This is a genomic window from Nitratireductor sp. StC3 (assembly GCF_003015025.1).
In the GTDB taxonomy this organism is placed as follows: domain Bacteria; phylum Pseudomonadota; class Alphaproteobacteria; order Rhizobiales; family Rhizobiaceae; genus Mangrovimarina; species Mangrovimarina alexandrii.
The window spans coordinates 680,549-705,265 of record NZ_PYBP01000001.1 but is presented as its reverse complement, the minus strand read 5'-3'; the positions used below and the strand labels follow the sequence as shown (position 1 = coordinate 705,265).

Sequence of the window (24,717 nt, the reverse complement as noted above, 5' to 3'; positions counted from 1 at the left end):
GACATGACGCAAAGACGGCTTTCGGCGTTCAGCTTTTCCAAATGGATAGATGAACACCAGCATTTGCTGAAACCGCCGGTCGGCAATCAGCAGATCTGGGAGGACGCGGACATGATGGTCACCGTCGTTGGCGGTCCCAACAAGCGCACCGACTATCACGACGACCCGGTCGAGGAATTTTTCTATCAGCTCAAGGGCGATATGGTTCTGAAACTGGTCGACAACGGCGATTTCTACGACGTGCCGATCCGCGAGGGCGACATCTTCCTCCTGCCGCCGCATGTGCGCCATTCGCCGCAGCGGCCGCAGGAAGGCTCGATCGGCCTCGTCGTCGAGCCGAAGCGCCAGCCCGACCAGCTCGACGCATTCGAATGGTACTGTTTCGAGTGCCAGGCGCTGGTCAAGCGGGTCGAAGTGTCGCTGAAAAGCATCGTGCGCGACCTGCCGCCGATCTATCAGGCCTTTTACGCCGACGAGAAGGTCCGCACCTGCCCGAATTGCGGCACCGTGCATCCCGGAAAAGTACCACCGGAGGGCTGGGTCACGCTCTGATCTGCGCGATGGCTATTGCCCGGAGGCCGGCGGTGCGACAGAGGCGCGTCGCCGGACGAATTTTCAATAGCGCTGCAATAACAAATATATCAATGGGAGAGTTCAGCATGAAAATGAAAACCGTGTTGCTCGCCGCTGCGACATCTGCGGCCATGGCCGCGACGGCCTGGGCGCAGGAGCCCGTCAAGGTTGGCATGATCACCACGCTGTCCGGTCCCGCCGGCTATCTCGGTCAGGATATCCGTGATGGGTTCCAACTCGCCATCGACGCCGAAGGCGGCAAGCTCGGCGGCGTGCCGGTGGCGCTGATGGTCGAAGATGACGGGCTGAAGCCCGGTAATGGCCGCCAGATCGCTGACCGTTTTCTCAACAATGAAGGCGTAAAATTGTTCACTGGCATCGTGTTCTCCAACGTCGCCGGCGCCACAGTGCCCGATATCGTCGACGGCGGCGCGATTTACGTCAGCCCTAACGCCGCCCCGTCCAACATGGCCGGCAGGGAATGCCACGAGAATTATTTCGTCGTCTCCTGGCAGAATGACAGCCTGCACGAAAGTGCCGGTCAGAACGCCACCAATCTCGGTTACAAGAGCGCCTTCGTGCTGGCGCCCAATTACCAGGCCGGCAAGGACGCAATCGCCGGCTTCAAGCGTTTCTTCAAGGGTGAGATCGTCGGCGAGGTCTATACCCGCCTCGACCAGACCGATTTCGCCGCCGAGATGGCGCAGATCCGCGACGCGAAGCCGGAAGTCGTGTTTCAGTTCCATCCCGGTGGGCTGGGCATCACCTTCATGCGCCAGTACCAGCAGGCCGGCCTGCTCGATGTCGTGCCGATGGTGGTGGCCGAACCGTCCATGGACGGCGTCATCCTGAACGCGGTCGGCGAGGCCGCGATTGGCATCAACGTGTCGAGCCACTGGAACTCCGACTTCGACAACGAGGCCAACAAGGCTTTTGTTGCCGCCTGGCAAGAGGCTTACGATCGTCCGCTGACCTATTATGCCAGCCAGGGTTATGACGCCGCGCGCGCCATTGCCTCCGCGCTTGAGGCCACGGGCGGTGATTTGGCGGATATCGGCGCGTTCCGCGACGCGCTGCGCAAAGCCGATTTCCAGTCCGTGCGCGGCAAGTTCGCCTTTGGTCCCAACCAGCACCCTGTGCAGGACTGGTACGCGCTCAAGGTCATTGCCGGCGAGGACGGCAAGCCGGTCTTGAAGACCGGCGAGCGTATCCTGGAAGACCACAGCGACGCCTATGGTGCCGAATGCGCGCTGTGATGCGCCGCCGCCGCCTCGCGCGCACGAAGCGTCGCGCGGGGCCTCCTTTCCCCAATCCTTTCGGGTTTCGGCAGCAACTATGACCTTGTTCCTCGAACAGATGCTCAACGGGCTTCAGCTCGGCGTCATGCTCTTCCTGATGGCGGCGGGCTTGACCCTGATCTTCGGCATCATGGGTATCATCAATCTCGCCCATGGATCGATCTACATGGTCGGCGCCTATGCCGGCACGCTCGTCATCGGTGAGACGGGGTCCTTCCTGCTTGGCATCGCCGGCGCTCTGGGCACGGCCGCCGTCACTGGCGTCGTCATGGAAATGGTGGTCATCCGGCGTCTCTACCGGCGCGATCACCTCGACCAGGTGCTTGCGACCTTCGCCATCATCCTGATCTTGAACCAGCTCGTCACCATTCTGTTCGGCCGCCAGCCTTTGTTCGTGCCGATGCCGCCGCTGCTTGCCGGCTCGGTCGAGCTTGTGCCGGGCCTGGTCTACCCCGTCTACCGGCTTTCCATCATCGTTGTCGGGCTTATGGTCGCCGCCGGGCTCTATCTTTTGATCAACCGTACCCGCATCGGCATGCTGGTACGCGCCGGTTCGACCAATCGCGACATGGTGCGCGCGCTCGGCGTCGACATCCGCATGCTGTATACAGTGGTTTTCGGCCTGGGCGCGCTGCTGGCCGGCCTCGCCGGGCTGATGGCCGGACCGATCCTCGCCGTCCAGGTGGGCATGGGCGAGCAGATCCTGATCACCACATTCGTCGTGGTCGTCATCGGCGGTGTCGGCTCGATCCGCGGCGCCTTTTTCGCCAGCCTGATCATCGGCGTGGTCGACACCATGCTGCGCGCCTATCTGCCGGGCCTGCTGCGCCACGTCATGGTCGGATCCGAGGCCGATGCGCTTGGCGCCGGCATTTCCTCCATGGGGATCTATCTGTTGATGGCACTCGTTCTCCTTGTCAGGCCGAAAGGCCTGTTTGCGGCCGATTCGTGAGCATTCTCATGAACGGTACATCCACTTTTAGGCCCGTGCTCTGTCTGGTTGTGCTGGTCGCGCTCGTTGCGTTGCCGGTGTTCGCCGACGCCACCGGTCAGCCGGCGTTGACCTCGCTGGCGACCCGCATCCTGATCTACGGTATCGCGGCGGCGAGCCTCAACCTGGTGCTCGGTTACGGCGGCATGGTGTCTTTCGGTCACGCCGCCTTTTTCGGCATTGGCGGCTACGTCGTCGGCATTCTTTACCAGCACTACGCTGCCGGCGAGCCGCTGTTGGGCCTCATCCCCGGCAGCAACCAGCTTCTGGTCACGCTGCCGGCCGCGATCCTCGTCAGCGGCGCGTTCGCCGCGCTGATCGGCGCGCTGTCGCTGCGCACCAGCGGCGTGCAGTTCATCATGATCACGCTCGCCTTCGCCCAGATGCTGTTTTTCTTCTTCGTCTCGCTGAAGGCCTATGGCGGCGACGACGGGCTGATCATCCGCCGCGCCAACGAAGTGCCCGGTCTCAACATGCGCGACAAGCAGACCGTCTATTATGTCTGCTTGACGGCGACCGTAATCTTTTTCGTCCTGTTGTGGCGGGTGGTCAATTCGCGCTTCGGCAATGTGCTGGTCGGGTTGCGCCAGAGCGAGCGGCGCATGGCCGCGATTGGTCTGCCGGTCTATCGCTACCAACTCGCCGCCTTCGTCATTTCCGGCATGGGGGCGGGGCTGGCCGGCGCGCTGATGGCCAATTTCATGCGCTTCGCCAGTCCCGACATGCTGCATTGGACCAAATCCGGCGAACTGATGGTGATGGTCATTCTCGGCGGCGTCGGCACCTTGTTCGGCCCGCTCGCGGGTGCCGCCGTCTTCATCGTTCTGGAAACCGTGCTCGCCGCCTGGACCGAATATTGGCAGCTCGGCGTCGGTGCCATCCTGCTGTTCGTCGTCCTTTACACGCATGGCGGTGTTCAGGCACTGGCGCTGCGCTTGGTCGGGAGGCGTCCATGACAAATCCCGCGTCCGCTCCCGTCCTCGCCGTTCGCGGCCTCATGAAGCGTTTCGGCGGCCTGGTGGCGACCGACACCGTCGATCTCGACGTGCGCGCCGGCGAAATCCACGCGCTCATCGGTCCCAACGGCGCCGGCAAGACGACGCTGATCTCGCAGCTTTTCGGCGAGTTGCGGCCCGACGGCGGCACGATCGCGCTCGACGGCACGGCGATCGACGGGCTTTCGACGGCGCAGCGGGTTGCGCGCGGACTCGCGCGCTCGTTCCAGATCACCTGCCTGTTGTCGGACTATTCCGTGCGCGACAATGTCGCGATCGCCGTCCAGGTGCGTCAGGGCCACAGTTTTCGCTTCCTGGCCAATGTGCGCGCCGACCGGTCGTTGCGCGCCGAAGCCGACGCGCTGCTGGCCGATGCCGGGCTTGCGGACCGCGCCGACGAGATCGTGGCCAACCTGTCGCATGGCGAGCGCAAGCAGCTTGAACTCGTCGTCGCGCTTGCCAACCGGCCGCGCCTGTTGCTGCTCGACGAGCCGATGGCTGGCCTCGGTCACGCCGAAAGCCAGCAGATGATCACGATGCTGCGCGGCCTCAAGCAGACCGTCGCCATGCTTCTGGTCGAGCACGACATGGACGCCGTCTTCAAGCTTGCCGACCGCATCTCGGTTCTCGTCTACGGCCGGGTGATCGCCACGGGAAGCGCGGACGAAATCCGTGATCATGCGGAGGTCCGCAAGGCCTATCTCGGCGAGGGAGACGAGGCATGCTGAAAGTCAGCGCTCTACAGGCCGCCTACGGCGCCAGCCAGGTCCTGTTCGACGTCGCGCTCGAAATCGCCGACGGCGAGGTGGTCACCCTGCTTGGCCGCAACGGCATGGGCAAGACCACCACCGTGCGTGCGATCATGGGGCTCCTGCCGCCGCTCGCCGGCGAGGTGCTGATCGACGACGTGTCGGTCCTCGGCGCGGCGCCGGAAACCGTTGCCCGGCTCGGCGTCGGGCTGGTGCCTGAGGGCCGGCAGGTCTTTCCCACGCTCAGCGTGCGCGAAAACCTGGTCGCGACCGCGTCCAATCGCTTGCGGCGCGCCGATCCCTGGACGCTGGAGCGGGTCTATACGCTGTTTCCGCGCCTGCGCGAGCGCGCCGGGCAATCCGCCGTCACCCTGTCGGGCGGCGAGCAGCAGATGTTGGTTATCGGCCGCGCGCTGATGACCAATCCGCGTCTTCTCATCCTCGACGAGGCGACCGAAGGGCTGGCGCCGGTCATTCGCGCCGAGATCTGGGCCTGTGTCGAGCGTCTCAAGGCGGAAGGCCAGTCGATTCTGTTGATCGACAAGAACGTCCATGTGCTCAAACGCCTGGCCGACCGGCATTTCGTGCTCGAAAAGGGGCGTACCGTGTGGGCGGGCGATGGCGCCGATATCGAGCGCGACACAGAACGGGTGCAGTCCTATGTCGGCATCTAGGCGCGCATCGCGGCGCGGCCTGCGCGTCGCCATCGTCGGCTGGGGCGCGATCGCCAGGCGCCTCGCGGCGCTGCTGGCCGAGCGAGGCAGGCGCGAGATCGTCTTCGTGGCGGTCGCGGTCCGCGACACGGCGGCATCGCGCCCGGATCTGCCGGCCTCGGCGCGGCTGATCGCCGAGCCGGGGGCGCTCGAAGGGCTGGACATCGATCTGGTCGTCGAGGCGGCCGGTCGGGCGAGCGTCGAGCCCTGGGGCGAGGCCGCGCTGTCGGCGGGGCACGATTTCGTCGTCTCCTCCACCTCCGCCTTTTGCGACGACGCCCTGCTCGCCCGCCTGGTCGCGAGTGCCGAGCGGACCGGCGCGCAGATTGTCGTGCCGCCGGGCGCTATGGCCGGCATCGACGCGCTCGCTGCCGCGGCGACGCTCTCCCTCGACGCGGTCGAGCATACCATCGTCAAGCCGCCTGCGGCTTGGCGCGGGACGGAGGCCGAAACGCTTGCTGATCTGGACGGGCTCGACAGCGCGACGATTTTCTTTTCCGGAACGGCGCGCGAGGCGGCTGACCGTTTTCCGCAAAACGCCAATGTCGCGGTGATTTCGGCGCTGGCCGGCATCGGCCTGGAGCGCACGCGTGTCTCCTTGTGCGCCGATCCGGCCGCCTCGCGCAACGCACATCGCATCGCGGCCGAGGGCGCGTTCGGACGGCTGGATATGTCGATTGAGAACGCACCGTTGGCGACCAACCCGAAATCCTCTGAAATGACGGCGCTCAGCCTGGTGCGGCTTCTGGAAAATCACGTCCGCGCGTTGGTACGCTAGCGCCTGGGAGGAGGCCGGCCGCCGGGCGCGCTTGGATCGTTGCGCCGGGCGGGGGGATGCCAGGCTGGGCAAAATGACGATGGAGCACAGATGATGCGGCTGGAAACGGAAATTAACGGCACGCCCGTCGCGGCCGAGGTCGAGTCGCGAACATTGCTGGTTGAATTTCTGCGCGACCAATGCCGGCTGACCGGCACGCATGTCGGCTGCGACACCAGCCAGTGCGGCGCCTGTGTCGTTCATCTCGACGGCGTCGCGGTCAAATCCTGCGCGCTGCTCGCGATTCAGTGTCAGGGTCGCAAGGTCACCACGATCGAGGGGCTGGCCGAGGGCGAGACGCTGCATCCCATGCAGCAGGCCTTCCACGACCATCACGCGCTCCAATGCGGGTTCTGTACGCCCGGCATGATCATGTCGGCGCTCGATATGGTGGCTCGCCACGAGGGCGATCTCGACGAACGCACGGTGCGTGAGGAGCTTGAGGGCAATATCTGCCGCTGCACCGGCTACGAGAACATCGTCAAGGCGATCCTGGATGCGGCGGAGATGATGCGGCCATGAACAAGTTCGACTATGCGTGCCCCACATCGTTGGCTGAGACGCTCGGCCTGCTGCGCGACGGCGACGAGCCGATGCTGCTTGCCGGCGGGCAGACGCTGGTGCCGACCATGAAGCAGGGGCTGGCCGCGCCGGACCTGCTGATCGATCTCAATGCCGTGTCGGAGCTGATGGACCTGGCCGTGGTCGACGGTGAAGTCCGTGTCGGCGCGATGTGCCGGCACGCCGCCGTCGCGGCGTCGCCCGTCGTGCGCGAAAAGATTCCGGGGCTCGCTGATCTCGCCGCCATGATCGGCGATGCCCAGGTGCGCAATCGGGGCACGATCGGCGGTTCCGTCGCCAACAATGATCCCGCCGCCGACTATCCGGCGGCTCTGCTCGCACTCGGCGCGACGATCAGGACCGACCGCCGCGATATCAGCGCGGACGCGTTTTTCGTCGACCTGTTCGAAACCGCGCTCGAGCCGGGCGAGTTCATCCGTGAGGTGGGTTTTCCGGCCTGTTCGAGCTGTGCTTACCTGAAGTTCCGCCAGCCGGCGTCGCGCTTCGCCATCGTCGGCGTGTTCGTCGCGCGCCACCGGCACGGCGTGCGAGTCGCGGTCACCGGCGCGGGCGCAGCCGGTGTCTTCCGCTGGACCGAGGCCGAGGCCGCATTGGACGGGAATTTCGCCCGCCGGCCCCTTTCCGGTCTGGCGCTCGAGCCGGATCAGATGCTGAGCGACATCCACGCGGGCGGCGCCTATCGCGCCCATCTCGTGCGGGTCTTGACCGAGCGCCTGGTCGAAACGCTCGGTGCGGACGGCGCCAGGAGCGGAAAAAAGTGAAAGGAGAATGGGATGATTGAAATCGGCGGCACTGTTGGCGCTCCCCATGGCGGGTTTGCCTTCGCGCGCGGCAACTTCTCCCATGGCGACCAGCTCGGTCAGTACATCTCCATTGTCAGCCGGCGCGTGGCCCGCGTCGAGGTGCGGCCGGCGAAGGCAGACCGCTTTGCCTATCAAACCTCCGAAATCCGCCTCGGCCCGCTGCGCATTTCACGCATCCAGTCCGATCCGGTCGAGCTGAACCGCTCGGTCAACTGCATCGAGGCCGACAACCAGGCACAATACATCATCGGCTTCAACCTGTCGGGCAAGACCGACGTCGACCACGATCATCGTCGCGCGGCGATCGACGCCGGAAGCCTGTTCCTGCTCGACAAGGCTATGCCCTACCAGGCGGTGTTTCCCGAACCCGCCGATCGCGTCTTGATAACGGTTCCGCGGCGGTTGCTGGAAAGCAGGCTGATCGACCCGACCCGCTACCTGCCGGTCACGCCGGACACCGAACGCGGGATCGGTCGCCTGGCGCGCGACCACCTGCAATTCCTCATCCGTGAGGGCCACCTGCTGGGCAGCGCCAACCAGATGCATGCCATCGAGATCTGGCTCGACCTGATCGCGCTCGCCTTCAAGTCCGGAGACGGCAGGTATGATGAGGATCTGGAACGAAATGATGGCGGTGGCGGACACATGCTATTGTCGCGGGTCAAGGCGCATCTGCATTGCGCGTTGGACGACCCCGACTTGACGCCGGCCAAGATCGCCGACTCCTTCGGCCTGTCGAAGCGCTACCTCCATAAGCTTTTTTCCAACAGCGGCACGACGTTCGGCGCCTGGGTTCGCGAGGAGCGTCTGTTGCGGGCCCGCTCGCTGCTGGTCGATCCGCGTTATGCCCATCTCACCGTGACCGAGATCGCCATGCGGCAGGGCTTTAACGACATCCCGCATTTCAGCCGCCAGTTCCGCGCCCGGTTCGGCATGGCGCCGCGTGAGGCGCGCGCGACCACTGCGCCGCAACTTGTGTGACGAGACCGTTGGGCGCAAGGCCGGTTGCGCGGCGTCCGGGTCTGGTATGACGTCGCGACGATGATCGACGGGCTCGCCGTCGCAATCTTTTTTCGTTTGGTTGCGGTATTCGGATGCGGGGCCCGTTTCCGGGCCCCGTCTTCAAGCCTTCAGCGTCTATCCGGCACGAATTCGTGCACGACACCGAGCGCATGTTCGGCCGGCACGTGGAAGCGATCGTCGCCGTCGACGACCGGAAAGCCGGCATCGCCGATCAGTGCGCGCGCCGAGGCCAGATCGGTTACGGTAAAGGTCGCGGCCACGATCGACGGGGCCGGCGACAAAAGCGTGCCGGGCAGGCGCATTCCGGCGTCCTGCGGGCTGGTGAAACGCAAAGTCGTGACCAGTGGCAGGCGGATGCCGGGCAGGCCGTCGATTTCGTCGAGTGGCTGTCCGGTCAGCACGGCGTAGCGCTCGGCGGTCGCCTTTGGGTCTTCGGCCACGAGCAGCAGGCTCGACAGGCTTGTGGCGCCGTTTTCGTGCGTGAGATAGCGCGGCTGGTGCACATATTCCGGATTGCGGTGCCGCGCGGCCTGGATCAGGCCCTCCGGGGTTGCGGCGCGATCGAAATGCACGCAGTCGAATTTCGCCGTGCGCGTTCCCTCCGGCGTCCCGATGTCGCGTTGCAGGGCGATCACGCCCGAATTGGCGACCTTTGCGGCCGCCAGGCGCGTGGCGACCGTGTCGGCGTCCTTGCAGCCGAAGCAGATGATATGGGCGCCTTCGAACCGGTCGATGAAACGATCCCAGCCCCAGTCGAGCGCGCCCGGGTTCACGATGCCCAGCACTTCGATATAGTTGTTCGGAAATACCGCGCAGCGATTTCCCGTCGCCATCGGCTGAACCGGCTCGTCCGGATTGCTCGATCCCGAATGCACCGAAAGCGGCGTCAGTTGAAAGCCGAGGCGTTCATAGAGCGCGCACGCGGCCTCCATGTCGCGCACGGCGATCCCCAAATGGTTCACTGAATCGATATCGCCCTTCATCGCGGTCTCCTGCGCTTGGATCATCATTGCTCCAGCATCGCCCGGGCTGAAGATGTCGGCTTGCGCGACAGCGCAGCCCCACTTGTCGCCGCGCGCAAACGGCTTGTCCCGCGTCCGCGCGCAAGCACCAATGCGCTCTCGCGCAAGCCGCCTGATCGATTTTGGCCCTAGCTTCCCGCTCCGCGAAGAGGGAAACGCCCATGCACCAGCCGACCGAAACCGTGTTTGCCGACACTCCCCTCGGGCGCATCGCCGGCCTGCGCCGCCATGCGGTTTGCCGTTTCCGTGGCGTGCCTTATGCCGAGGCGCCGGTCGGCGCTCTGCGGTTTTGTCCGCCACGCCGCAAAACGCCGTGGACCGGGACGTTCGAAGCCTACGAGCCGGGCGTGATCGCCCCGCAGCTCGCCTCCCGGCTGCTCGGCGTGATGGGCGATTTCACACGTCGACAGAGCGAGGACTGCCTGCATCTCGACATCGCCACACCGGGGCTTGATGATGCGCGTCGGCCGGTCGTGGTCTGGCTTCATGGCGGCGGTTTTTCCAGCGGCTCGGGCGGGCTTGACTGGTACGATGGCAGTCTGCTTGCCGGCGAGGGCGACGTGGTCGTGGTCGGTGTCAACTACCGCCTGGGCGCGCTTGGTTATCTCTATGCCCCGGGCATCAGCGAGGGCAATCTGGGCCTGCTCGACCAGGCGCTCGCGCTCTGCGTCGTGCGCGATATCGCCGCTAGCGTCGGCGGCGATCCCGACAACATGATCCTGATGGGCCAGTCGGCTGGTGGAAATTCGATCGCTGCGCTGTTTGCCGGCGGCCACCCGACAAAAAACGTGCGGCGGGTGATCATACAAAGTGCGGCGTTTGGCATGCGTCCGCAGGATCGCGACTATGCGCGCGCGCTCGGCGCCGAGTTCGTCCGGGAATTGGGCGGTGATCCCCACAGGCCGGATGAGGCCCGCGCCTGGCTTGCGGGACGACCCCTTGATGCCGTCCTCGACGCGCAGGCCGCGATTGCACGCCGGCATGCCCGTTTCGGCGACACGGCCCCCCCGTTCCAGCTCGTTCAGGCGAGCGCTGGCCTTCCCGACACGGTCGCCTTCGACCGCGCGGCGGCCGACGCCATGACCGGCGTCGACGTGCTGATCGGCTTTACGTCGGATGAGGCGGACGCTTTCTTCGCGCTCGACCCGCGCGGCGAGAGCCTCGATATGGCCGCAGCCGGTGAGCTCGTCACCGCGTTTTACGGCCAGCACCGTTTGGAGGCGTTTCACCGCATGGCGCGCGATGGCGAACGCTCGCCCGTCGCCTTGCTCAGCGCCGTCGCCTCGCGGGATGTGTTCGTCGAGCCGACCGTCGCCTTTGCCGCGCGGCGCGCTGCGGATGGAGGCGAAGCCTATGTCTATGAATTCGCCTGGCATCCGGCCGGCAGCCCGCTTGGCGCCTGCCATTGTCTGGAACTGCCGTTCGTGTTCGGCCCGACGCAAGCCTGGCGCGACGCGCCGATGCTTGCCGGCGCTGATCCGGTCGAGCTTGCCGAGCTGTCGGCAACCATACGCGCGGCCTGGCTGAACTTCGTGCGGATTGGAAACCCGGCTGCCGCCGGCTTGCCCGCCTGGCAGACCTTTGGCGTCGGGCGCAGGCCGGCGATGCGGCTCGATCGGCGCTCCACCGTGAGCGACCTGGCGGGTGGTTCGTGCTGACCGCGGAGCCGACGCGCGTGGATCGGCCGGCGCGGCCGATCTGGATCCGCAATGCCATGCTGGTCGATCCTGCGGTCGGGAACGGCGAACCGGCAAGGGCCGACATCCTGGTTCGCGACGGCAAGATCGCCGCGATCGGCCCGGCCGCGACCGCGTTCCGGGTGCCGGACGACGCTGAGATTTTCGATGCGTCGGCGCTGATCGCCATACCGGGCCTCGTCAACGCCCATTATCATTCCCACGACGCGCTGCTGAAGGGTGCCTTCAACGTCATGTCCTTGGAGCGCTGGGCGGTGCGCGCTTTGCCGCGTTATTTTCCGCCGCGCTCAGATCGCGAATTGCGGCTGCGCACGTTGATTGGGGCTGCCGAGTGCTTGCGTGGCGGCATCACGACGGTGCAGGACATGCTGAGCCTGTGGCCGCTGACCAGCCGCCAGGCCACGATCGTGCGCGACACCTATCGCGAGACGGGCTTGCGGGTCGTGCTCGGGCTGCAATTGGCCGATACCGGCCCGCTCGACACGATCCCCTTTTTGCGCGACATCCTGCCGGCCGAGCTTGCTGCCATCGTTGCCGGGCCGCCGCCACCGCCCGACATGCCGGCTCCGCTCGCCGAACTCGAGCGCATCCTGGCCGATCTGCCTGCGCAATCTGGCGATCGCGTCACCTGGGCGGTTTGTCCGTCGAGTCCGGAGCGCTGCTCTCGCGGGCTGCTCCTCCGCCTGCTGGACATCGCCCGCGCTTATGCGGTGCGGCTTTTTTCGCATGTCGCGATCTCGCGCGTCGAGGCGGTCGGCGCGCACACGATTTTCAAGGACCATGGCGGCTCGCCGATCCGTTATCTCGACAGTCTCGGCGCGCTCGGGCCCGACCTGACGCTCGCCCATGGCGTCTGGCTTGACGACGACGACGCCCGCCTGTTGGCCGGCAGCGGCACCCGGCTGGTGATGAATCCGATCAGCAATCTGAAGACCCGCAACGGCATAGCGCCGTATCGCCTTTATGCAAACAAAGGCGTCCGGCCGGGCCTGGGCTGCGACAATTGCTCGTGCTCCGATGCCCAGAACATGTTCCAGGCTATGAAGTTGTCGGTGCTTCTGGCCGGCATTGCCGGGCGCTCCGACGATGTGCCGGGCGCCCGCGATTGCTTGCGCGCGGCTACCGCCGACGGCGCGCGGGCGCTCGGGCTGGAAAACACCGGTCGCCTCGGCGTCGGCTTCAGCGCCGACATCACATTTCTTGACCGCGATGACCCGGTCTATCGCCCGCTCAACGACGCCACGCGTCAGATCGTCTACGGCGAAGCCGGGCGCGGCGTCAGCGCCGTCATGGTCGACGGGCGTTTCGTCGTCCGCGACCGAAAACTGCTCACCATTGACGAGGATGCGCTCGCCGACGAGCTTGCCGAACTGATGCCGGCCGTGCTGCGCGACGCCGAGGCCGTGCGTGCGCGGGCGGAACGGCTCGACCCCTATCTGGCGGAAGCCGAAGCGCGAAGCTGGGCGGTCGATATCGGCATGACGCGCATGGCGTGCGAGTGACCGCACCGTGGACAGGAAGACGCGGGAAGGGGGCGGGTGCGCCCACATCCAAGCGACTATGCGCTGGCAAGCAAGCTGGATCGCCGCACCCGACGCACTATGAGCCCGGAGCATCGAACACGTCCGCTTCAAACGCGCAATAATCAGGGGAACCGTTTCATGAAACTCCGATTGAAGACTTTCGCCGCCGCCTTTGTGGCGGCCGGCCTGTCCGCTTCTGGCGGTGCATTAGCACAGGAAACTGTCAAGGTCGGCATGATGTCGCCCAATACCGGCCCGTTCGCCGTGATCGGCGAGGATGTCCGCAACGGTTTCCAGCTTTATCTCGACGAGATCGGCGGCATGGCCGGCGGCGCCAAGCTCGAGGTGATCTTCGAGGACACCCAGGCCAAACCGGATGTCGGGCTGACGAAAATCAAGAAACTGGTCGAAAGCGACAAGGTCAATTTCGTCGGCGGCATCGTGTCGTCCAGCGTCGCCTATGCGCTGCGCGATTATATGGTGGAAAAAAACGTACCGTTGGTGGTGTCGGTCGCCAGCGCCGACGGGCTCACGCAGCAGCTTGCCGCGCCGAACATTTTTCGCACCAACAGTTCGGGCAGCCAGGCCAGTCATCCGTTCGGCAAATGGCTTTTCGAGCAGGGCTATAAGCGCGTGGTCATGATCGCGCCCGGCTACGCCATGGGCTTCGAGCAGACCGGCGGCATCGCGCGCACCTTCACCGAGGCCGGCGGCGAGGTGATCCAGTCGCTCTATCCGCCGCTCGGCACGGCCGACTACGCGCCGTTCCTCACCAGCCTCAAGATCGACGAGGCGGACGCGGTGGTGGCGGTCTTCGCCGGCTCCGAGGCGATCAAATTCGTCAAGCAGTTCGAGGAATACGGGCTCAAGGGCACGATTCCGCTGGTCGGCACCAGCCTATTGACCGACGATCTGATTCTCGGCCAGCAGGGCGATTCGGCCCTCGGCATCGTCACCGCCTCGCATTATTCGAGCGCGCTCGACACGCCCGGCAACGCGGCCTTCGTGAAGGCCTACCGCGAAAAATACGACCGCTCGCCGACGCTCTATTCCGAAGGCTCCTACGTAACCGCTAAGGCGATCCACATGGCGATCGAGGCGCTTGGCGGAGACCTTTCCGATCCGGCCAAGGTCAACGAGGCGCTGGCGGCGGTGTCGTTCGATTCACCGCGCGGACCGTTCAAGTTCGACGGCTACAACAGCCCCGTGCACGACATTTACGCTTTCGAGGTCAAGCGCAAGGATGGCGAACTGGTCAACGAGCCGATCGCGCGTTTCGAGGCGGTATCGCAATTCTACACCTGGAGCCCGGAAGACTATATGGCGATGAAGCCCTATCGCGATATCGCCAACGACTGGGCGAAATAACACCACCCCGTCGCTTTCGGTCCAACCGCATCTCGGAAAACAGCAAGCATGGCGTTCTACACGATCCAGATTCTCAACGGGCTGTCGCTCGCCATGCTGCTTTTCCTGATCGCCTCCGGCCTCTCGGTGATCTTCGGCCTGATGCGCATCATCAATCTGGCACATGGATCGTTTTATCTGCTCGGCGGATATATCGGCCTCTCGGTGCTCAACCAGACCGGTAGTTTCTGGCTCGCCATCCTGGTTGCCGCGGCGCTCGTCGCCGTCATTGGCATGGTCTTGCAGCGTGTCCTTCTGGAGCGGGTGCACGGCAACGAACTCGGCCAGGTGCTGATGAGTTTCGGCGTCCTACTGGTCATTTCCGACCTGGCGTTGTGGTTCTGGGGCGGTCTGCCCCAGACGCTCGACAGGCCCGACTTTCTCGACGGCGCACTGCGCTTCGCGGGCCTGTTCTTTCCAAAATACCGCGTCGCCCTGATTGTGTGCGGTTTCGCGGTCGCCCTGGCGATCTGGCTCATCATCGAGCGCACCCGGATCGGCGCGGTCATCCGCGCTGGCGTCGACGACGCCGACATGGTCCGGGCGATCGGCTTCGACATCAAGATGATCTTTCTCTTGGTGTTCGGGGCGGGCGCGGCGCTGGCGGGTGCGGCCGGTGTCCTCGGCGGCGCGATGCTGGGCATCTATCCGGGCGCGGATTTCGAGGTCGTGCTGCAGGCCTTCGCCGTTGTCGTCATCGGTGGGCTGGGCAGCCTGCGCGGCGCCTTCGTCGGCAGCTTGTTGATCGGTTTCAGCGATACGATCGGCAAGGCGCTGCTGCCGGAATTCGCCATGTTCACCATATTCGTGCCGATGGTCGCGATGCTGGTCATCCGTCCCGAAGGCCTTTTCGGCCGTGCGTGAGATTTTTCTGATGAGACCTTCCCTCGTAGCGGGCGCCGTGGCTGTCGCCGTCTTCGCTGTCGCTGCCGCGCTTGGCGGGCTGTTGTCGAGCTACTCGACAGGCCTGTTGATCGACTGCCTGATCTTTGCCGTTCTGGCGCTGGGGCTGAACCTGCTGCTCGGTCAGACCGGTCTGCCGTCGCTCGGCCACGCCGCCTATTTCGGCGTCGGCGCCTATACCGCCGGCCTGGTCATGCTGCATGTTTCAGACAGCTTCTGGTGGGGCGCGGCGGCCGCGATCGCGGCCAGCATGGCCGTCGGTGCCGTCTACGGCCTGCTCGCGCTGCGCACCAGCGGCGTCTACTTCCTGATCATCACCCTGGCGCTCGGTCAGATCACCTTCGCGATTGCGTTTTCGTGGCGCAGCCTGACCGGCGGCGACGACGGCCTGCGCGGCATCGGCCGGCCGGATCTCGGCCTGCCGGGCCTCAACGTCGACACGACTGCCGGATACTATCTTTTGGCACTGGCCGCGGCGGCCGCCGCGCTCTTGCTCATGAGGCTGATCGTGCGCTCGCCGTTCGGCGAGGCGCTGCGCGGCATTCACCAAAATCCCGACCGCATGGCCGCGCTCGGCTACAATGTCTGGCTCTACAAGTTTCTGGCCTTCGTCATCTCTGCCGGTTTCGCCGGCTGGGCGGGCGTCATCTTCGTCTACTACAAGGGTTTCATCAGCCCGGAGGCGGTCGGGATCGTCGTATCGGCGGAAGTGACGCTGATGGTGATCGTCGGCGGTGCCGGTACGCTGATCGGCCCGTTCCTGGGCGCCTTTTTGGTGGTGTTCATGAGCCATGTCGTGTCGGGTTACACCGACCGCTGGCTGACCGTGCTCGGTCTGCTTTACATCTGTGTGATGCTGTTTGCGCCCAAAGGTATCGTCACCCTTGTCGGCGACGCCTGGCGCGCCCGGAGGTCGGCATGAGCGCCCAGGCCGTCGATGTCGACAACGTGGTCATGCAATTCGGCGGCTTGCGCGCCGTCGACGGCGTATCGCTGCGCGTCGGCGTCGGCGAACGCCGGGTGCTTCTGGGGCCGAACGGCGCCGGCAAGACGACGCTGTTCAACATGATCGGCGGGCAGTTGCAGCCGACCTCCGGCGCGGTCAGGCTGTTCGGCCGGGACGTGTCGAAGCAGAACCCGTACCGGCGTGCGCATGACGGGCTCGCGCGCACCTTCCAGATCACCTCTCTGTTCCCCGACATGACGGTCGGCGAAAACGTGCATCTGGCCGTGCGTGCCCTGTCGACAAGCCGTTTCGGGATGATACGACCGGCAGGCGCCTATCCGCGCATCGCCGAAAGGGTGGCCGACATCCTGGCCGAGTGGCGCTTCCCCGCCGGCGCCGACACGCGCGTCAGCAACCTGTCCTATGGCGACCAGCGCAAGCTCGAACTGGCCATGGCGGTCGCCAACCGGCCGCGCATTCTCCTGCTTGACGAACCGACCTCCGGCCTTTCGGCCACCGAGACCGAAAGCGTCGTCGGCTTGATCAAGGGCCTGCCCGAAGACGTGACCGTGATCGTGGTAGAGCACGACATGGATGTCGCCTTCGCCGTCGCCGACCTGTTTACCATCCTGCACAATGGCCGACTGGTGACCACCGGGACCGCGGCCGAGGTCCAGGCCAACGAAGACATCCAACGCATCTATTTCGGCGAAGGCGAGTGAGCGTCATGGCGCAACCGATCGTCAGTGTGGACGACGTGCACACCTATTACGGCGATAGCTACATCCTGCAGGGCGTTTCGCTCGACGCGCAGCCGGGCGAACTGGTGGCCGTTCTCGGGCGCAACGGCGTCGGCAAGTCGACGCTCGCCAATACGATCATGGGTTTCAACCCGCCGCGTCGGGGCGCGATCCGCTTCCTGGACAAGGCGCTGACCCACGCCACGCCGGAAGCGCGCAGCCGGGCCGGCATCGCGCTGGTGCCGCAGGGTCGGCGCACCTTCCGCTCGCTGAGCGTGGCCGAGACCCTCGAGATCGCGCGCCATTTGCGGCGCTTCGATGCGCAAAGCCTGTCCTGGACGGTCGAGGCCGTCTACGACGCCTTTCCGCGGCTTGCCGAACGCCGCGACAATCGCGCCGGAAACCTGTCGGGTGGCGAACAGCAGATGCTGGCCGTCGGCCGCGCGCTGGTCGGCAATCCGCGCTTGGTCATTCTCGACGAGCCGACGGAAGGCCTGTCGCCGCTTCTCGTCAAGGAACTGTTCGGCGTACTGGAAATGGTCAAGGCCAGGGGCTCGACGATCCTGCTCGTCGAGCAGCGGCTGAAATTCGCGCTGGCGCTCGCCGACCGCGTCGTGATCCTCAACAAAGGCAAGGTGGTCTATGCCGCCACGCCGGGCGAACTGCAGGCGGACGAGGAAATCAGACACCGTTATCTCGGTGTCTGATTGCGAACGTGCCGGATCGGTGGTGCAGGGGCGAGGACGGGATGAGATGATTGAAACCGTGCAAGTCGAGGTCGGGCGCGGCCGGCCGGCCTTTCCGGTCGACATCCTGACGCTTGGCCAGGCACGGATCGTCCGCATACCCGATATCGACCGGATCGAATGGCCCGCCACCGCCCTGTTCGACGCGCTGACAGCCGACGATCTGCGCGCCGCCGCCGGCTTGGTTCCGGCCGGAACCGTCGATGCGGAAGCCGCGACCCTGCTCCTGAGCTTCAACGTCTATCTGATCCAGACGCCGGCTTTCACCGCCTTGATCGATGCCGGCATCGGCAACGGCAAGCAACGGTTGGATCGCCCTGCCTGGCATCGCCGTGACGGGCCGTTTCTCGATCTGCTCGGCAGACTCGGCGTGCGACCCGAAAGCGTCGACATCGTCGTCAACACGCATCTGCATGCCGACCATGTCGGTTGGAACACGGTTTTGGGCGATGCCGGCTGGGAGCCGACTTTCCCGCGCGCCCGCTACGTCGCGCCGCGGGCCGAATTCGACCATTGGAACCGGCTTCATCGGGTCGAACCGTCGGCGCCGGTCCTGCACGGCGCCTTCGCCGACAGCGTCCTGCCGCTCGAGGACGCCGGCTGTCTGGACCTGGTCGGCTCGAGCGCCGAGATCGCGCCCGGCCTGCGTTTCGAGCCGGCCGCCGGCCATTCGCCCGGCATGTGCGTCGTGCGCCTGACGCTCGATGCGGCCTCGGTACTGTTTACGGCGGATGTGTTGCATCATCCGCTGCAATTCGCCCGCCGAGAGCTCGTATCCAATTTCTGTGCCGACCCGCAAGCAGCGCGCGCCACGCGCGAGCGGATTTTGACGGAAAACGCCGGCACCGGCACGATCCTGGCGCCGTATCATTTTGCATCACCCGCTTTCGGCCGTCTTCAACGGGAGGCCGCCGGGGCCCGCTTCGTTCCCCTGCCGTTGTCTTCGGCCCAGGCCTGATCGGTCTTTGTCACGCCTCCATCGAGACGCCTTGTGGACTGGCAGGGCTCACGCGCCGAGCGGATGCGGCATATAACCGACGAAGCCGGCGATCTTCCACACGCTGTCGACCTTGCGGCAGAAGTAAAGCGTCTGCCATTTCAGCCGCGCGGGCTCGCCGTCGGGACGGGCGATCGTGCCGTTGAATTTTTTGTGCAGCACGGCGCGGTCGCCGTCGATGTCGATGTCGCGCATATTGGTGACGCGGAACATCGCCTCGCGCAGCGGCTCGCTGAAATGGCTGGCCGCCGAGTCCTTCGCCTGGCGCAGCCACTCGTCGCGATAGACCTCCAGCCGCGGGAACTGCAGCCGCCAGGCATCCGCGTCGGCCAGGAAATGGGCGTGCATGCCGAAAAAGCTCTCGGCGATGAAATCGTGCTCGACCATCGACCAGTCCTGGGAAAGGAAAGCGTCGATGTCGCGCCGCACCAGCATCTCCCAAAGATAGTGCCGGTCGGCGTCGCCTTCCGGAAACGGGTTTTTGTCGAACTGCATGTTGGGCTCCGTGCTCGGGTTTGCCGCTGGTTTGGCGGTCCTATGTCACGCGGCCGCGCGCGGCGACCGGCACGCGGGCGATCACCTCTTGTCCGTCGATCAGGTGGACCGCGTCGAAGAGGTTGGACACTACGCACACATGGTTGGGAATGACGCGCACCTTGTCGCCGACCGCCGGCTTGGTCGCGCAGCCGGAAAGATCGACCACCGCGTGTTCTTCGCTGAGCCCTTTCACCACCGCCTGCGGATATTCGACGATATGGCCGTGACCGGGCGCGTCGCAACGGTCGGCGGCCAGCGCCTTGGAGCCGGCGTCGAGCACGGCGCGGTCCGGGGTCGGGCGGCTGACGACGGTTGTCAGCACGCTCAGCGCGCAGTCCTCGAGCGTGCCCAGTCCGAGCGAGACCTGCATGCGGTCGGAATAGATATAGGTTCCCGGCCGGTGCTCGGTCGCGGACGTCACCTCGGCGGCGGCATAAAGGTCCGGCGAGCCGCCGTTGGAAATGCGCGCCACCTCCAGACCGGCCTCGTTCAGGGTTTTTTTCGCCGACTTGAACCATTGGTCGACCTTGGCGGCCGCACCGCGCGGCGGATAGGTCATCAGCCCCTCGAAGCGCAGCCCTGGCGCGGCGTCGATCAGCCTTGCGAGTTCCAGCGCTTCCTGCGGCGACTGCACGCCGCAGCGCCCGGCACCGGTGTCGCATTCGATCAAGACGGGCAGGGGGTGCGACGCATCGGTGAAACGCGCCGCATAACCCTGCACGGTCGGCCGGTTGTCGGCGCTCACCGAAAGGGTAATGCGCTTGTGCAGGGCGTGCAGCCGGTCCAGCTTGTCGGCGCCGACGATGTTGTAGGGGATGAAGATGTCGGCGATGCCGGCATCGGCCATCGCCTCGGCCTCGCCGAGCTTTTGGCAGGTGATGCCGACGGCGCCGAGGTCGATCTGGCGTTTGGAAAACAGCGGCAGCTTGTGGGTCTTGATATGCGGACGCAGAACGAGCCCGTGCGTGTCGGCATAGTCCTGGGCGCGGCGCAGATTGGCGTCGGCGATCCGCCGGTCGATGATCACGGCCGGGGTGTCGAGGTCGGAAAAATTCATGACGAAGCTCCGCTGGATGGTCGCGATCCGGCCGCTAGCCGGCGATCTGCTCGAGAAACGGCAGGTTGCTGGCGCTGACCCCCGCATCCACCTGCAATGTGGCACCTGTGATCCCGCTTGCCCAGGACGAGGCCAGAAAGACGATCGCGCGCGCCACTTCGCTGGGCTCCACCAGCCGTGCGAGCGGATAGAGCCGGGTGACGGCGTCGAGAATTTCCGGCTTCTCCTCCAGCCGATGCGTCCAGGCCTCGGTCTTGATGGACCCGGGAATGACGGCGTTCGCGCGGATGCCGTTGCGGCCCTCTTCGGTGGCGATCGCCCGCATCCAGGCGTGCAGGGCGGCCTTGGCCGCCGAATAGGCCGGATTGCCGTAATGGGCGAGCGCGTTGACCGAGGACACGAACACGAAGGCCGAACCCGAGGGCCGGTTGCGCATCGCCGGCACGAATGCGCGCGACAGCAGCGCCGCGCTGCGAAAATTCAGGTCGAGTTCCGTGGCGAGGTTTTCCGGCGTGATGTCGGCGAGCGTTTCGGCGCGGGTCCAGCCGGCGTTCGAGATCACGGCGGCCGGCGCGCCCGCCTCGCAGATCGCCGCGCAGGCCCGGTGAAGCGCGTCCTCGTCCAGAAGGTCGAAATGGTGGGTTTCAACGATGCCCGGAGCCGAGAGCACAGCACCCGGCCGGTCGCAGGCCACGATGCGCGCGTTGCACTCGTGAAGCGTCGCCGCCAGCGCGGTGCCCACGCCGCCGCCCGCGCCGGTCACGACCACACGAGCGCCCGCGAAATCGATCATCTCTCCCCCCGTCGGTTCCGTTGCCGGCTGCGCGCGGCCGGCGAACCGGCAACCCTGTCGCTTCCGGAGCGGCAGGATGCGAACATTCTTGTAATAAAGCAACACAAAACTATCAAAGATGTTGCTTTCCAACAAAGCCTGTAACAGGATTGGTTTGTCGATGGCGCAAAACTTGGCCGTGCGACGCCGCAGCGACAGGCCGGGCGCCGTGTCCGTTGCGCTGTATCGGCCTGGCGCCCGTGCATCGACGACACCGTACTGACTGGAGGTTTTTGATGACCAAGCAATGCTTCGGATCTTCCCATGTCCCGCTTTCGCCCGCCGTGCGTGCGGGCGATTTCGTTTATATCTCCGGCCAGGTCCCGGTCAGCGACGGCAAGGTCGTGCAGGGCGGTATCGTCGAGCAGACCGAGCAGGTCCTGGCCAATGTCGGCGCGGCGCTGAAGCTGGCCGGCTGCAGCATGGACGACGTGGTCAAGACGACCGTGTGGCTGGAAGACGCGCGCGATTTCGGTGCCTTCAACACCGTCTACGCTCGTCACTTCCCCACCAATCCGCCGGCACGGACTACGGTGGAGAGCCGGTTGATGATCGACATCAAGATCGAGGTCGAGGCGGTCGCCTACAAGCCCGTGTGAACGGGCGCGGCGAGAACGGAGAGGCTGCCATGGAAGCGCGAACGGGAGCGGTTGGCTGATGTCTTTTGACGTGCTTGTGCGGGGTGGTCGGCTGATCGATCCCAGTCGCGGCGTCGATGCCGTCTTGGATGTCGGCGTCGCTCAGGGGCGGGTGGCCGCGATCGGCGCAGGACTGCCCGTGGACGGCGCGGCCCGCGTCGTTGACGCGGGGGGATGCCTTGTCACCCCGGGGCTGATCGACCTGCACAGTCACGTCTATTGGGGCGGCACGTCCTTGGGCGTCAACGCCGACCGGCTGGCGGCCCCGAGCGGCACCACCACCTATGTCGATGCCGGCAGCGCCGGGGCGGGCAATTTTCTCGGTTTTCGCAGTCACGTGATGGAACGCGCCAAGGTGCGCATCGTGGCCTATCTCAACATTTCCTTCGCCGGCATTTTTGGGTTTTCCAACCGCCTGATGGTCGGCGAGTGCGCCGACCTGCGCCTGTGCGACCCGCGCGAGGCGGTCGCCTGTGCGCGTGAGCACGAGGATGTGATCGTCGGCATGAAGGTGCGCACCGGCCGTATTGCCGGCGGCACCAGCGGCATCGCGCCGTTGGAACTGGCGATGGAGACCGCCGACCGGGTCGGCCTGCCGGTGATGGCGCATATCGACGAACCGCCGCCCGGTCGCCTCGAAGTGCTCGAGCGTCTGCGGCGCGGCGACGTGCTCACCCATTGCTTTCGCCCGTTCCCGAACGCGCCGGTCAACGGCGCCGGCGAGATCAAGGCCGATATGCGCCTGGCGCGCGAGCGCGGCGTCATCTTCGATATCGGCCACGGCATGGGCTCGTTCGATTTCGAGGTCGCGCGCACCATGCTGGCCGGTGGAATGCTGCCCGACGTGATCAGCAGCGATGTCCATCTTCTGTGCGTCGACGGGCCGGCCTTCGATCTTCTGGTGTGCATGTCGAAACTGATGGCGCTCGGCATGCCGCTGACCGAGATCGTCCGCGCCACCACCCAGACCCCCGCCGACGCGATCGGACGCCCGGATCTCGGCCGGGTGGCCGTCGGCGGGCCGGGCGATCTCAGCGTGCTGGCGCTCGAACCGGGCGACGTCACTTTCACCGATTCCGTCGGCAACACGCTGACGGCCACCGAGCGGCTGGTCTCGCGCGGCATCGTTGCCGGCGGCGCTTGGCTGCCCAATGACGAAATCCGTTCCCCGGCCGAGCTGGCCGCAAACGGGGCCAAACCGCGTCACACCCATACCGATCTGGTGGTCGCGCATTTCGGCCGCCCCTATTGCCGGCATTGAGGGGCGGCGCGTCGTTGCAGGCGGTCTTTATGCCGGGTCCCGGTAGACCGGCGTGTCGATGCCTTCCATCCGCGCCTTGATCTGCAGGGCGACGATCTTGGAATAAAACCGCGACAGCGCCAGATTGCCGCCATGGAACCACAGCGCCTCTTGCGGCGTGGGTTTCCACATATTGCGCAATTCGCCCTGCCACGGGCCGGGATCGTTTTTTACGCCCGATCCCAGGCCCCAGCACGGTCCGATGCTGTCGGCGACCTCGCGCGAGACGATCTGCGCCACGGTTTCGTGCATGGAGTGATAGCCGGTGCACAGGATGATCGCGTCGGCCGCCAGCTCTTCGCCGTCCTCGAACAGGATGCCGTTTTCGCTCAGCGCCTTGATCTGCTTGCCGCTGCGTATGCCGATTTCGCCGTCGATGATCAGGTCGCTCGCGCCGACATCGATGTAATAACCCGAACCGGTGCGATAGGCCTTCATCATCAGCCCGGTCTCGTCCTCGCCGAAATCGATCGCAAAGCCGGTCGCCGCCAGCCTGTCGTAAAACGCCGCGTCGCGCTGCCTGATCTCGTCCCACAGCGCCTTCTGGCTTTCGGGCAGCAGGGCGAACGGGGTGGAGGCCACCAGCATGTCGGCCGCCTCCGTCGTCATGCCGCGATCGAGCGCGTCCTCCGAATAGATATCGAACGCCATCTCCATCATCGTGTCGGACTTGACCACGGTGGTCGGCGAACGCTGGACCATGGTCACCTCGGCGCCGCTTTCCCAAAGGTCGACGCAGACGTCGTGACCGGAACTCGCCGCCCCGATCACCGCGCATTTGCGGCCCTTGAACGGTGTGCCGCCAGCATAGTCGCTGGAATGCAGGACCTGACCCTTGAAACGCTCGGCGCCGGCAAGCGCGATGCGGCGCGGCGGGCCGTAGGCGCCGGTGGCGAACACGAGTTGGCGCGGTTTGACGACGATCCGTTCGCCGGCGCGTTCGAGTTCGACCGTCCAGACCTTTTCAGTATCGTCATAGGCCGCGCTGACACAGCTTGTGGAGTCCCAGTAATTGAGCTCCATCACCTTGGCATACATTTCCAGCCAGTCGCCCATCTTGTCCTTGGGCGTGAAGACGGGCCAGTGCGCGGGGAAGGGGATGTAGGGCAGGTGATCGTACCAGACCGGGTCGTGCAGCACGAGCGTCCGGTAGCGGTTGCGCCAAGAATCGCCGGCGCGCGCATTCTTCTCCACGATAATGGTCGGCACGCCGAGTTGCTTCAGCCGCGCGCCGAGCGCGATGCCGCCCTGTCCGCCGCCGATGATCAGGCAGTAGGGCTCTTCGGTGTAGCCGAGCGCCGCCTGTTCGCGCGCCCGTGCTTCGGACCAGGTCTCGCGGCTCGGATCGGCCTTGTGGCGCACACCGAGTTCGCGCGTGCGGCCCGCCTTTTCCTCGTGGCCCTTGAGGTCGGTCGTCATCGTGAACAGCGTGTGGCAGCGCCCGTCGCGCAGCCGCAAGATGCCCTTGCCGTGGGCGACCTGCGTCTCGAAGCTGAAATGCACTTCCACCACGCCGTCCGCGCTCTCCGCATCGCCCTCCAGCCGCCAGCTATGCGGCCGCGTTTGCACAAGCGTGGCCGCGAGCATCGCGCGCACGGCCGCGCGCCCTTCCATCGTTTTGATGTTCCAGGTGAAGCTCAGCAGGTCGCGCCAGTAGCATGTGTCCAGGAACAGCGCCGCCGCCGCATCCGGGTCGCGCGCCTCGAGCGCGGCGGACAAGGATCGCAGCCAGTTGGCCGCCTGCTGGGTTGGTGCGGCGTCGAGCATCATTCCTCCTCCTCGGATTCGCGTGGCGCGCTGGATTTTGCGGTCGCTGGTAGAAACGGCG

At 65.6% G+C, this 24,717-nt stretch carries 25 protein-coding genes; 20 read left to right on the top strand and 5 right to left on the bottom strand.

Annotated features, from left to right (window positions below; translation table 11 throughout):
- The first annotated feature begins 3 nt into the window (after positions 1-3).
- The 10 genes from C7T96_RS03510 (at position 4) to C7T96_RS03465 (ending at position 8,502) form a co-directional block, all read left to right on the top strand.
- The gene (locus C7T96_RS03510) at positions 4-552 is read left to right on the top strand and encodes a 3-hydroxyanthranilate 3,4-dioxygenase (RefSeq protein WP_106569746.1); all 549 of its coding nucleotides are present in this window, start codon (positions 4-6) and stop codon (positions 550-552) included.
- Between the two features lie 107 nt (positions 553-659).
- Entirely contained in the window at positions 660-1,829 is a 1,170-nt protein-coding gene (locus C7T96_RS03505) for an ABC transporter substrate-binding protein (RefSeq protein WP_106569745.1), read from the top strand.
- A 79-nt stretch (positions 1,830-1,908) separates the two neighbouring features.
- A complete protein-coding gene (locus C7T96_RS03500; protein ID WP_106569744.1) occupies positions 1,909-2,823 on the top strand; it encodes a branched-chain amino acid ABC transporter permease in 915 nt (304 codons plus the stop codon).
- Positions 2,824-2,831: 8 nt separating this feature from the next.
- Positions 2,832-3,818, top strand: coding sequence for a branched-chain amino acid ABC transporter permease (locus C7T96_RS03495; protein ID WP_106569743.1), 987 nt, complete (start codon positions 2,832-2,834; stop codon positions 3,816-3,818).
- Positions 3,815-4,585 carry an ABC transporter ATP-binding protein gene (locus C7T96_RS03490; RefSeq protein ID WP_106569742.1) on the top strand — a complete coding sequence of 257 codons (771 nt, stop codon included), beginning with the start codon at positions 3,815-3,817 and terminating at the stop codon, positions 4,583-4,585. Before C7T96_RS03495 ends, C7T96_RS03490 begins: the two co-directional genes overlap by 4 nt.
- Positions 4,579-5,280 carry an ABC transporter ATP-binding protein gene (locus tag C7T96_RS03485; protein WP_106569741.1) on the top strand — a complete coding sequence of 234 codons (702 nt, stop codon included), beginning with the start codon at positions 4,579-4,581 and terminating at the stop codon, positions 5,278-5,280. The genes C7T96_RS03490 and C7T96_RS03485 overlap by 7 nt, the downstream gene beginning before the upstream one ends.
- Positions 5,267-6,097 carry an aspartate dehydrogenase gene (locus C7T96_RS03480; protein ID WP_106569740.1) on the top strand — a complete coding sequence of 277 codons (831 nt, stop codon included), beginning with the start codon at positions 5,267-5,269 and terminating at the stop codon, positions 6,095-6,097. The genes C7T96_RS03485 and C7T96_RS03480 overlap by 14 nt, the downstream gene beginning before the upstream one ends.
- Before the next feature lie 90 nt (positions 6,098-6,187).
- On the top strand, positions 6,188-6,658 hold the full coding sequence (locus C7T96_RS03475) for a (2Fe-2S)-binding protein (RefSeq protein WP_106569739.1): 471 nt from the start codon (positions 6,188-6,190) through the stop codon (positions 6,656-6,658).
- Positions 6,655-7,479 (top strand): xanthine dehydrogenase family protein subunit M, encoded by an 825-nt coding sequence (locus C7T96_RS03470; RefSeq protein ID WP_106569738.1) that lies wholly within the window; start codon positions 6,655-6,657, stop codon positions 7,477-7,479. Before C7T96_RS03475 ends, C7T96_RS03470 begins: the two co-directional genes overlap by 4 nt.
- 12 nt (positions 7,480-7,491) lie before the next feature.
- Positions 7,492-8,502, top strand: coding sequence for a helix-turn-helix domain-containing protein (locus C7T96_RS03465; protein WP_106569737.1), 1,011 nt, complete (start codon positions 7,492-7,494; stop codon positions 8,500-8,502).
- A gap of 149 nt (positions 8,503-8,651) precedes the next feature.
- Here the strand turns inward: C7T96_RS03465 and C7T96_RS03460 are convergent, their stop codons facing one another.
- Positions 8,652-9,527 carry a VOC family protein gene (locus C7T96_RS03460; RefSeq protein ID WP_158264295.1) on the bottom strand — a complete coding sequence of 292 codons (876 nt, stop codon included), beginning with the start codon at positions 9,525-9,527 and terminating at the stop codon, positions 8,652-8,654.
- A 200-nt stretch (positions 9,528-9,727) separates the two neighbouring features.
- Here C7T96_RS03460 and C7T96_RS03455 point away from each other — a divergent pair, with 200 nt between their 5' ends.
- The 8 genes from C7T96_RS03455 (at position 9,728) to C7T96_RS03420 (ending at position 18,486) form a co-directional block, all read left to right on the top strand.
- The gene (locus C7T96_RS03455; protein ID WP_106569735.1) at positions 9,728-11,224 is read left to right on the top strand and encodes a carboxylesterase family protein; all 1,497 of its coding nucleotides are present in this window, start codon (positions 9,728-9,730) and stop codon (positions 11,222-11,224) included.
- 17 nt (positions 11,225-11,241) lie between these two features.
- Positions 11,242-12,765: an amidohydrolase family protein gene (locus C7T96_RS03450; RefSeq protein WP_146149134.1), complete on the top strand. Its 1,524-nt coding sequence runs from the start codon at positions 11,242-11,244 to the stop codon at positions 12,763-12,765.
- 159 nt (positions 12,766-12,924) lie between these two features.
- A complete protein-coding gene (locus tag C7T96_RS03445) occupies positions 12,925-14,154 on the top strand; it encodes an ABC transporter substrate-binding protein (protein ID WP_158264294.1) in 1,230 nt (409 codons plus the stop codon).
- A gap of 48 nt (positions 14,155-14,202) precedes the next feature.
- Complete coding sequence (locus tag C7T96_RS03440) at positions 14,203-15,057, top strand: branched-chain amino acid ABC transporter permease (protein ID WP_106569732.1); 855 nt, start codon at positions 14,203-14,205, stop codon at positions 15,055-15,057.
- Positions 15,058-15,067: 10 nt separating this feature from the next.
- The gene (locus tag C7T96_RS03435; RefSeq protein ID WP_127597393.1) at positions 15,068-16,018 is read left to right on the top strand and encodes a branched-chain amino acid ABC transporter permease; all 951 of its coding nucleotides are present in this window, start codon (positions 15,068-15,070) and stop codon (positions 16,016-16,018) included.
- The gene (locus tag C7T96_RS03430) at positions 16,015-16,764 is read left to right on the top strand and encodes an ABC transporter ATP-binding protein (protein WP_106569730.1); all 750 of its coding nucleotides are present in this window, start codon (positions 16,015-16,017) and stop codon (positions 16,762-16,764) included. Before C7T96_RS03435 ends, C7T96_RS03430 begins: the two co-directional genes overlap by 4 nt.
- A 5-nt stretch (positions 16,765-16,769) precedes the next feature.
- A complete protein-coding gene (locus C7T96_RS03425) occupies positions 16,770-17,489 on the top strand; it encodes an ABC transporter ATP-binding protein (protein WP_106569729.1) in 720 nt (239 codons plus the stop codon).
- A 46-nt stretch (positions 17,490-17,535) separates the two neighbouring features.
- Positions 17,536-18,486, top strand: a complete 951-nt coding sequence (locus C7T96_RS03420; RefSeq protein ID WP_158264293.1) for an MBL fold metallo-hydrolase — start codon at positions 17,536-17,538, stop codon at positions 18,484-18,486.
- A 48-nt stretch (positions 18,487-18,534) separates the two neighbouring features.
- On the opposite strand, the gene C7T96_RS03415 is transcribed toward C7T96_RS03420, so the two are convergent.
- Genes C7T96_RS03415 through C7T96_RS03405 form a run of 3 tightly spaced genes read right to left on the bottom strand, consistent with a single transcriptional unit; the run spans position 18,535 to position 20,912 of the window.
- Complete coding sequence (locus tag C7T96_RS03415; RefSeq protein ID WP_106569727.1) at positions 18,535-19,020, bottom strand: hypothetical protein; 486 nt, start codon at positions 19,018-19,020, stop codon at positions 18,535-18,537.
- Between the two features lie 40 nt (positions 19,021-19,060).
- Positions 19,061-20,119, bottom strand: coding sequence for a D-TA family PLP-dependent enzyme (locus tag C7T96_RS03410; protein ID WP_106569726.1), 1,059 nt, complete (start codon positions 20,117-20,119; stop codon positions 19,061-19,063).
- A gap of 34 nt (positions 20,120-20,153) precedes the next feature.
- Positions 20,154-20,912: an SDR family oxidoreductase gene (locus C7T96_RS03405; protein ID WP_106569990.1), complete on the bottom strand. Its 759-nt coding sequence runs from the start codon at positions 20,910-20,912 to the stop codon at positions 20,154-20,156.
- Between the two features lie 272 nt (positions 20,913-21,184).
- Here C7T96_RS03405 and C7T96_RS03400 point away from each other — a divergent pair, with 272 nt between their 5' ends.
- Together C7T96_RS03400 and C7T96_RS03395 are read left to right on the top strand one after the other, a co-directional pair.
- Positions 21,185-21,550, top strand: coding sequence for a RidA family protein (locus C7T96_RS03400; protein WP_199190398.1), 366 nt, complete (start codon positions 21,185-21,187; stop codon positions 21,548-21,550).
- Between the two features lie 58 nt (positions 21,551-21,608).
- Complete coding sequence (locus C7T96_RS03395; RefSeq protein ID WP_106569724.1) at positions 21,609-22,850, top strand: amidohydrolase/deacetylase family metallohydrolase; 1,242 nt, start codon at positions 21,609-21,611, stop codon at positions 22,848-22,850.
- A 27-nt stretch (positions 22,851-22,877) separates the two neighbouring features.
- On the opposite strand, the gene C7T96_RS03390 is transcribed toward C7T96_RS03395, so the two are convergent.
- Positions 22,878-24,656 carry an NAD(P)/FAD-dependent oxidoreductase gene (locus C7T96_RS03390; protein ID WP_106569989.1) on the bottom strand — a complete coding sequence of 593 codons (1,779 nt, stop codon included), beginning with the start codon at positions 24,654-24,656 and terminating at the stop codon, positions 22,878-22,880.
- Between the last annotated feature and the right edge of the window lie 61 nt (positions 24,657-24,717).

What these genes read in the sequence shown, in the direction of transcription:
- C7T96_RS03455 (WP_106569735.1), top strand. Translation starts at nt 9,728, where the DNA reads ATGCACCAGCCGACCGAAACCGTGTTTGCCGACACTCCCCTCGGGCGC.
- C7T96_RS03510 (WP_106569746.1), top strand. Translation starts at nt 4, where the DNA reads ATGACGCAAAGACGGCTTTCGGCGTTCAGCTTTTCCAAATGGATAGAT.
- C7T96_RS03420 (WP_158264293.1), top strand. Translation starts at nt 17,536, where the DNA reads ATGATTGAAACCGTGCAAGTCGAGGTCGGGCGCGGCCGGCCGGCCTTT.
- C7T96_RS03405 (WP_106569990.1), bottom strand. Translation starts at nt 20,912, where the DNA reads ATGATCGATTTCGCGGGCGCTCGTGTGGTCGTGACCGGCGCGGGCGGC.
- C7T96_RS03395 (WP_106569724.1), top strand. Translation starts at nt 21,609, where the DNA reads ATGTCTTTTGACGTGCTTGTGCGGGGTGGTCGGCTGATCGATCCCAGT.
- C7T96_RS03485 (WP_106569741.1), top strand. Translation starts at nt 4,579, where the DNA reads ATGCTGAAAGTCAGCGCTCTACAGGCCGCCTACGGCGCCAGCCAGGTC.
- C7T96_RS03390 (WP_106569989.1), bottom strand. Translation starts at nt 24,656, where the DNA reads ATGCTCGACGCCGCACCAACCCAGCAGGCGGCCAACTGGCTGCGATCC.
- C7T96_RS03445 (WP_158264294.1), top strand. Translation starts at nt 12,925, where the DNA reads ATGAAACTCCGATTGAAGACTTTCGCCGCCGCCTTTGTGGCGGCCGGC.
- C7T96_RS03505 (WP_106569745.1), top strand. Translation starts at nt 660, where the DNA reads ATGAAAATGAAAACCGTGTTGCTCGCCGCTGCGACATCTGCGGCCATG.
- C7T96_RS03460 (WP_158264295.1), bottom strand. Translation starts at nt 9,527, where the DNA reads ATGAAGGGCGATATCGATTCAGTGAACCATTTGGGGATCGCCGTGCGC.
- C7T96_RS03470 (WP_106569738.1), top strand. Translation starts at nt 6,655, where the DNA reads ATGAACAAGTTCGACTATGCGTGCCCCACATCGTTGGCTGAGACGCTC.
- C7T96_RS03430 (WP_106569730.1), top strand. Translation starts at nt 16,015, where the DNA reads ATGAGCGCCCAGGCCGTCGATGTCGACAACGTGGTCATGCAATTCGGC.
- C7T96_RS03440 (WP_106569732.1), top strand. Translation starts at nt 14,203, where the DNA reads ATGGCGTTCTACACGATCCAGATTCTCAACGGGCTGTCGCTCGCCATG.
- C7T96_RS03425 (WP_106569729.1), top strand. Translation starts at nt 16,770, where the DNA reads ATGGCGCAACCGATCGTCAGTGTGGACGACGTGCACACCTATTACGGC.
- C7T96_RS03415 (WP_106569727.1), bottom strand. Translation starts at nt 19,020, where the DNA reads ATGCAGTTCGACAAAAACCCGTTTCCGGAAGGCGACGCCGACCGGCAC.
- C7T96_RS03495 (WP_106569743.1), top strand. Translation starts at nt 2,832, where the DNA reads ATGAACGGTACATCCACTTTTAGGCCCGTGCTCTGTCTGGTTGTGCTG.
- C7T96_RS03410 (WP_106569726.1), bottom strand. Translation starts at nt 20,119, where the DNA reads ATGAATTTTTCCGACCTCGACACCCCGGCCGTGATCATCGACCGGCGG.
- C7T96_RS03435 (WP_127597393.1), top strand. Translation starts at nt 15,068, where the DNA reads ATGAGACCTTCCCTCGTAGCGGGCGCCGTGGCTGTCGCCGTCTTCGCT.
- C7T96_RS03465 (WP_106569737.1), top strand. Translation starts at nt 7,492, where the DNA reads ATGATTGAAATCGGCGGCACTGTTGGCGCTCCCCATGGCGGGTTTGCC.
- C7T96_RS03490 (WP_106569742.1), top strand. Translation starts at nt 3,815, where the DNA reads ATGACAAATCCCGCGTCCGCTCCCGTCCTCGCCGTTCGCGGCCTCATG.
- C7T96_RS03500 (WP_106569744.1), top strand. Translation starts at nt 1,909, where the DNA reads ATGACCTTGTTCCTCGAACAGATGCTCAACGGGCTTCAGCTCGGCGTC.
- C7T96_RS03480 (WP_106569740.1), top strand. Translation starts at nt 5,267, where the DNA reads ATGTCGGCATCTAGGCGCGCATCGCGGCGCGGCCTGCGCGTCGCCATC.
- C7T96_RS03475 (WP_106569739.1), top strand. Translation starts at nt 6,188, where the DNA reads ATGATGCGGCTGGAAACGGAAATTAACGGCACGCCCGTCGCGGCCGAG.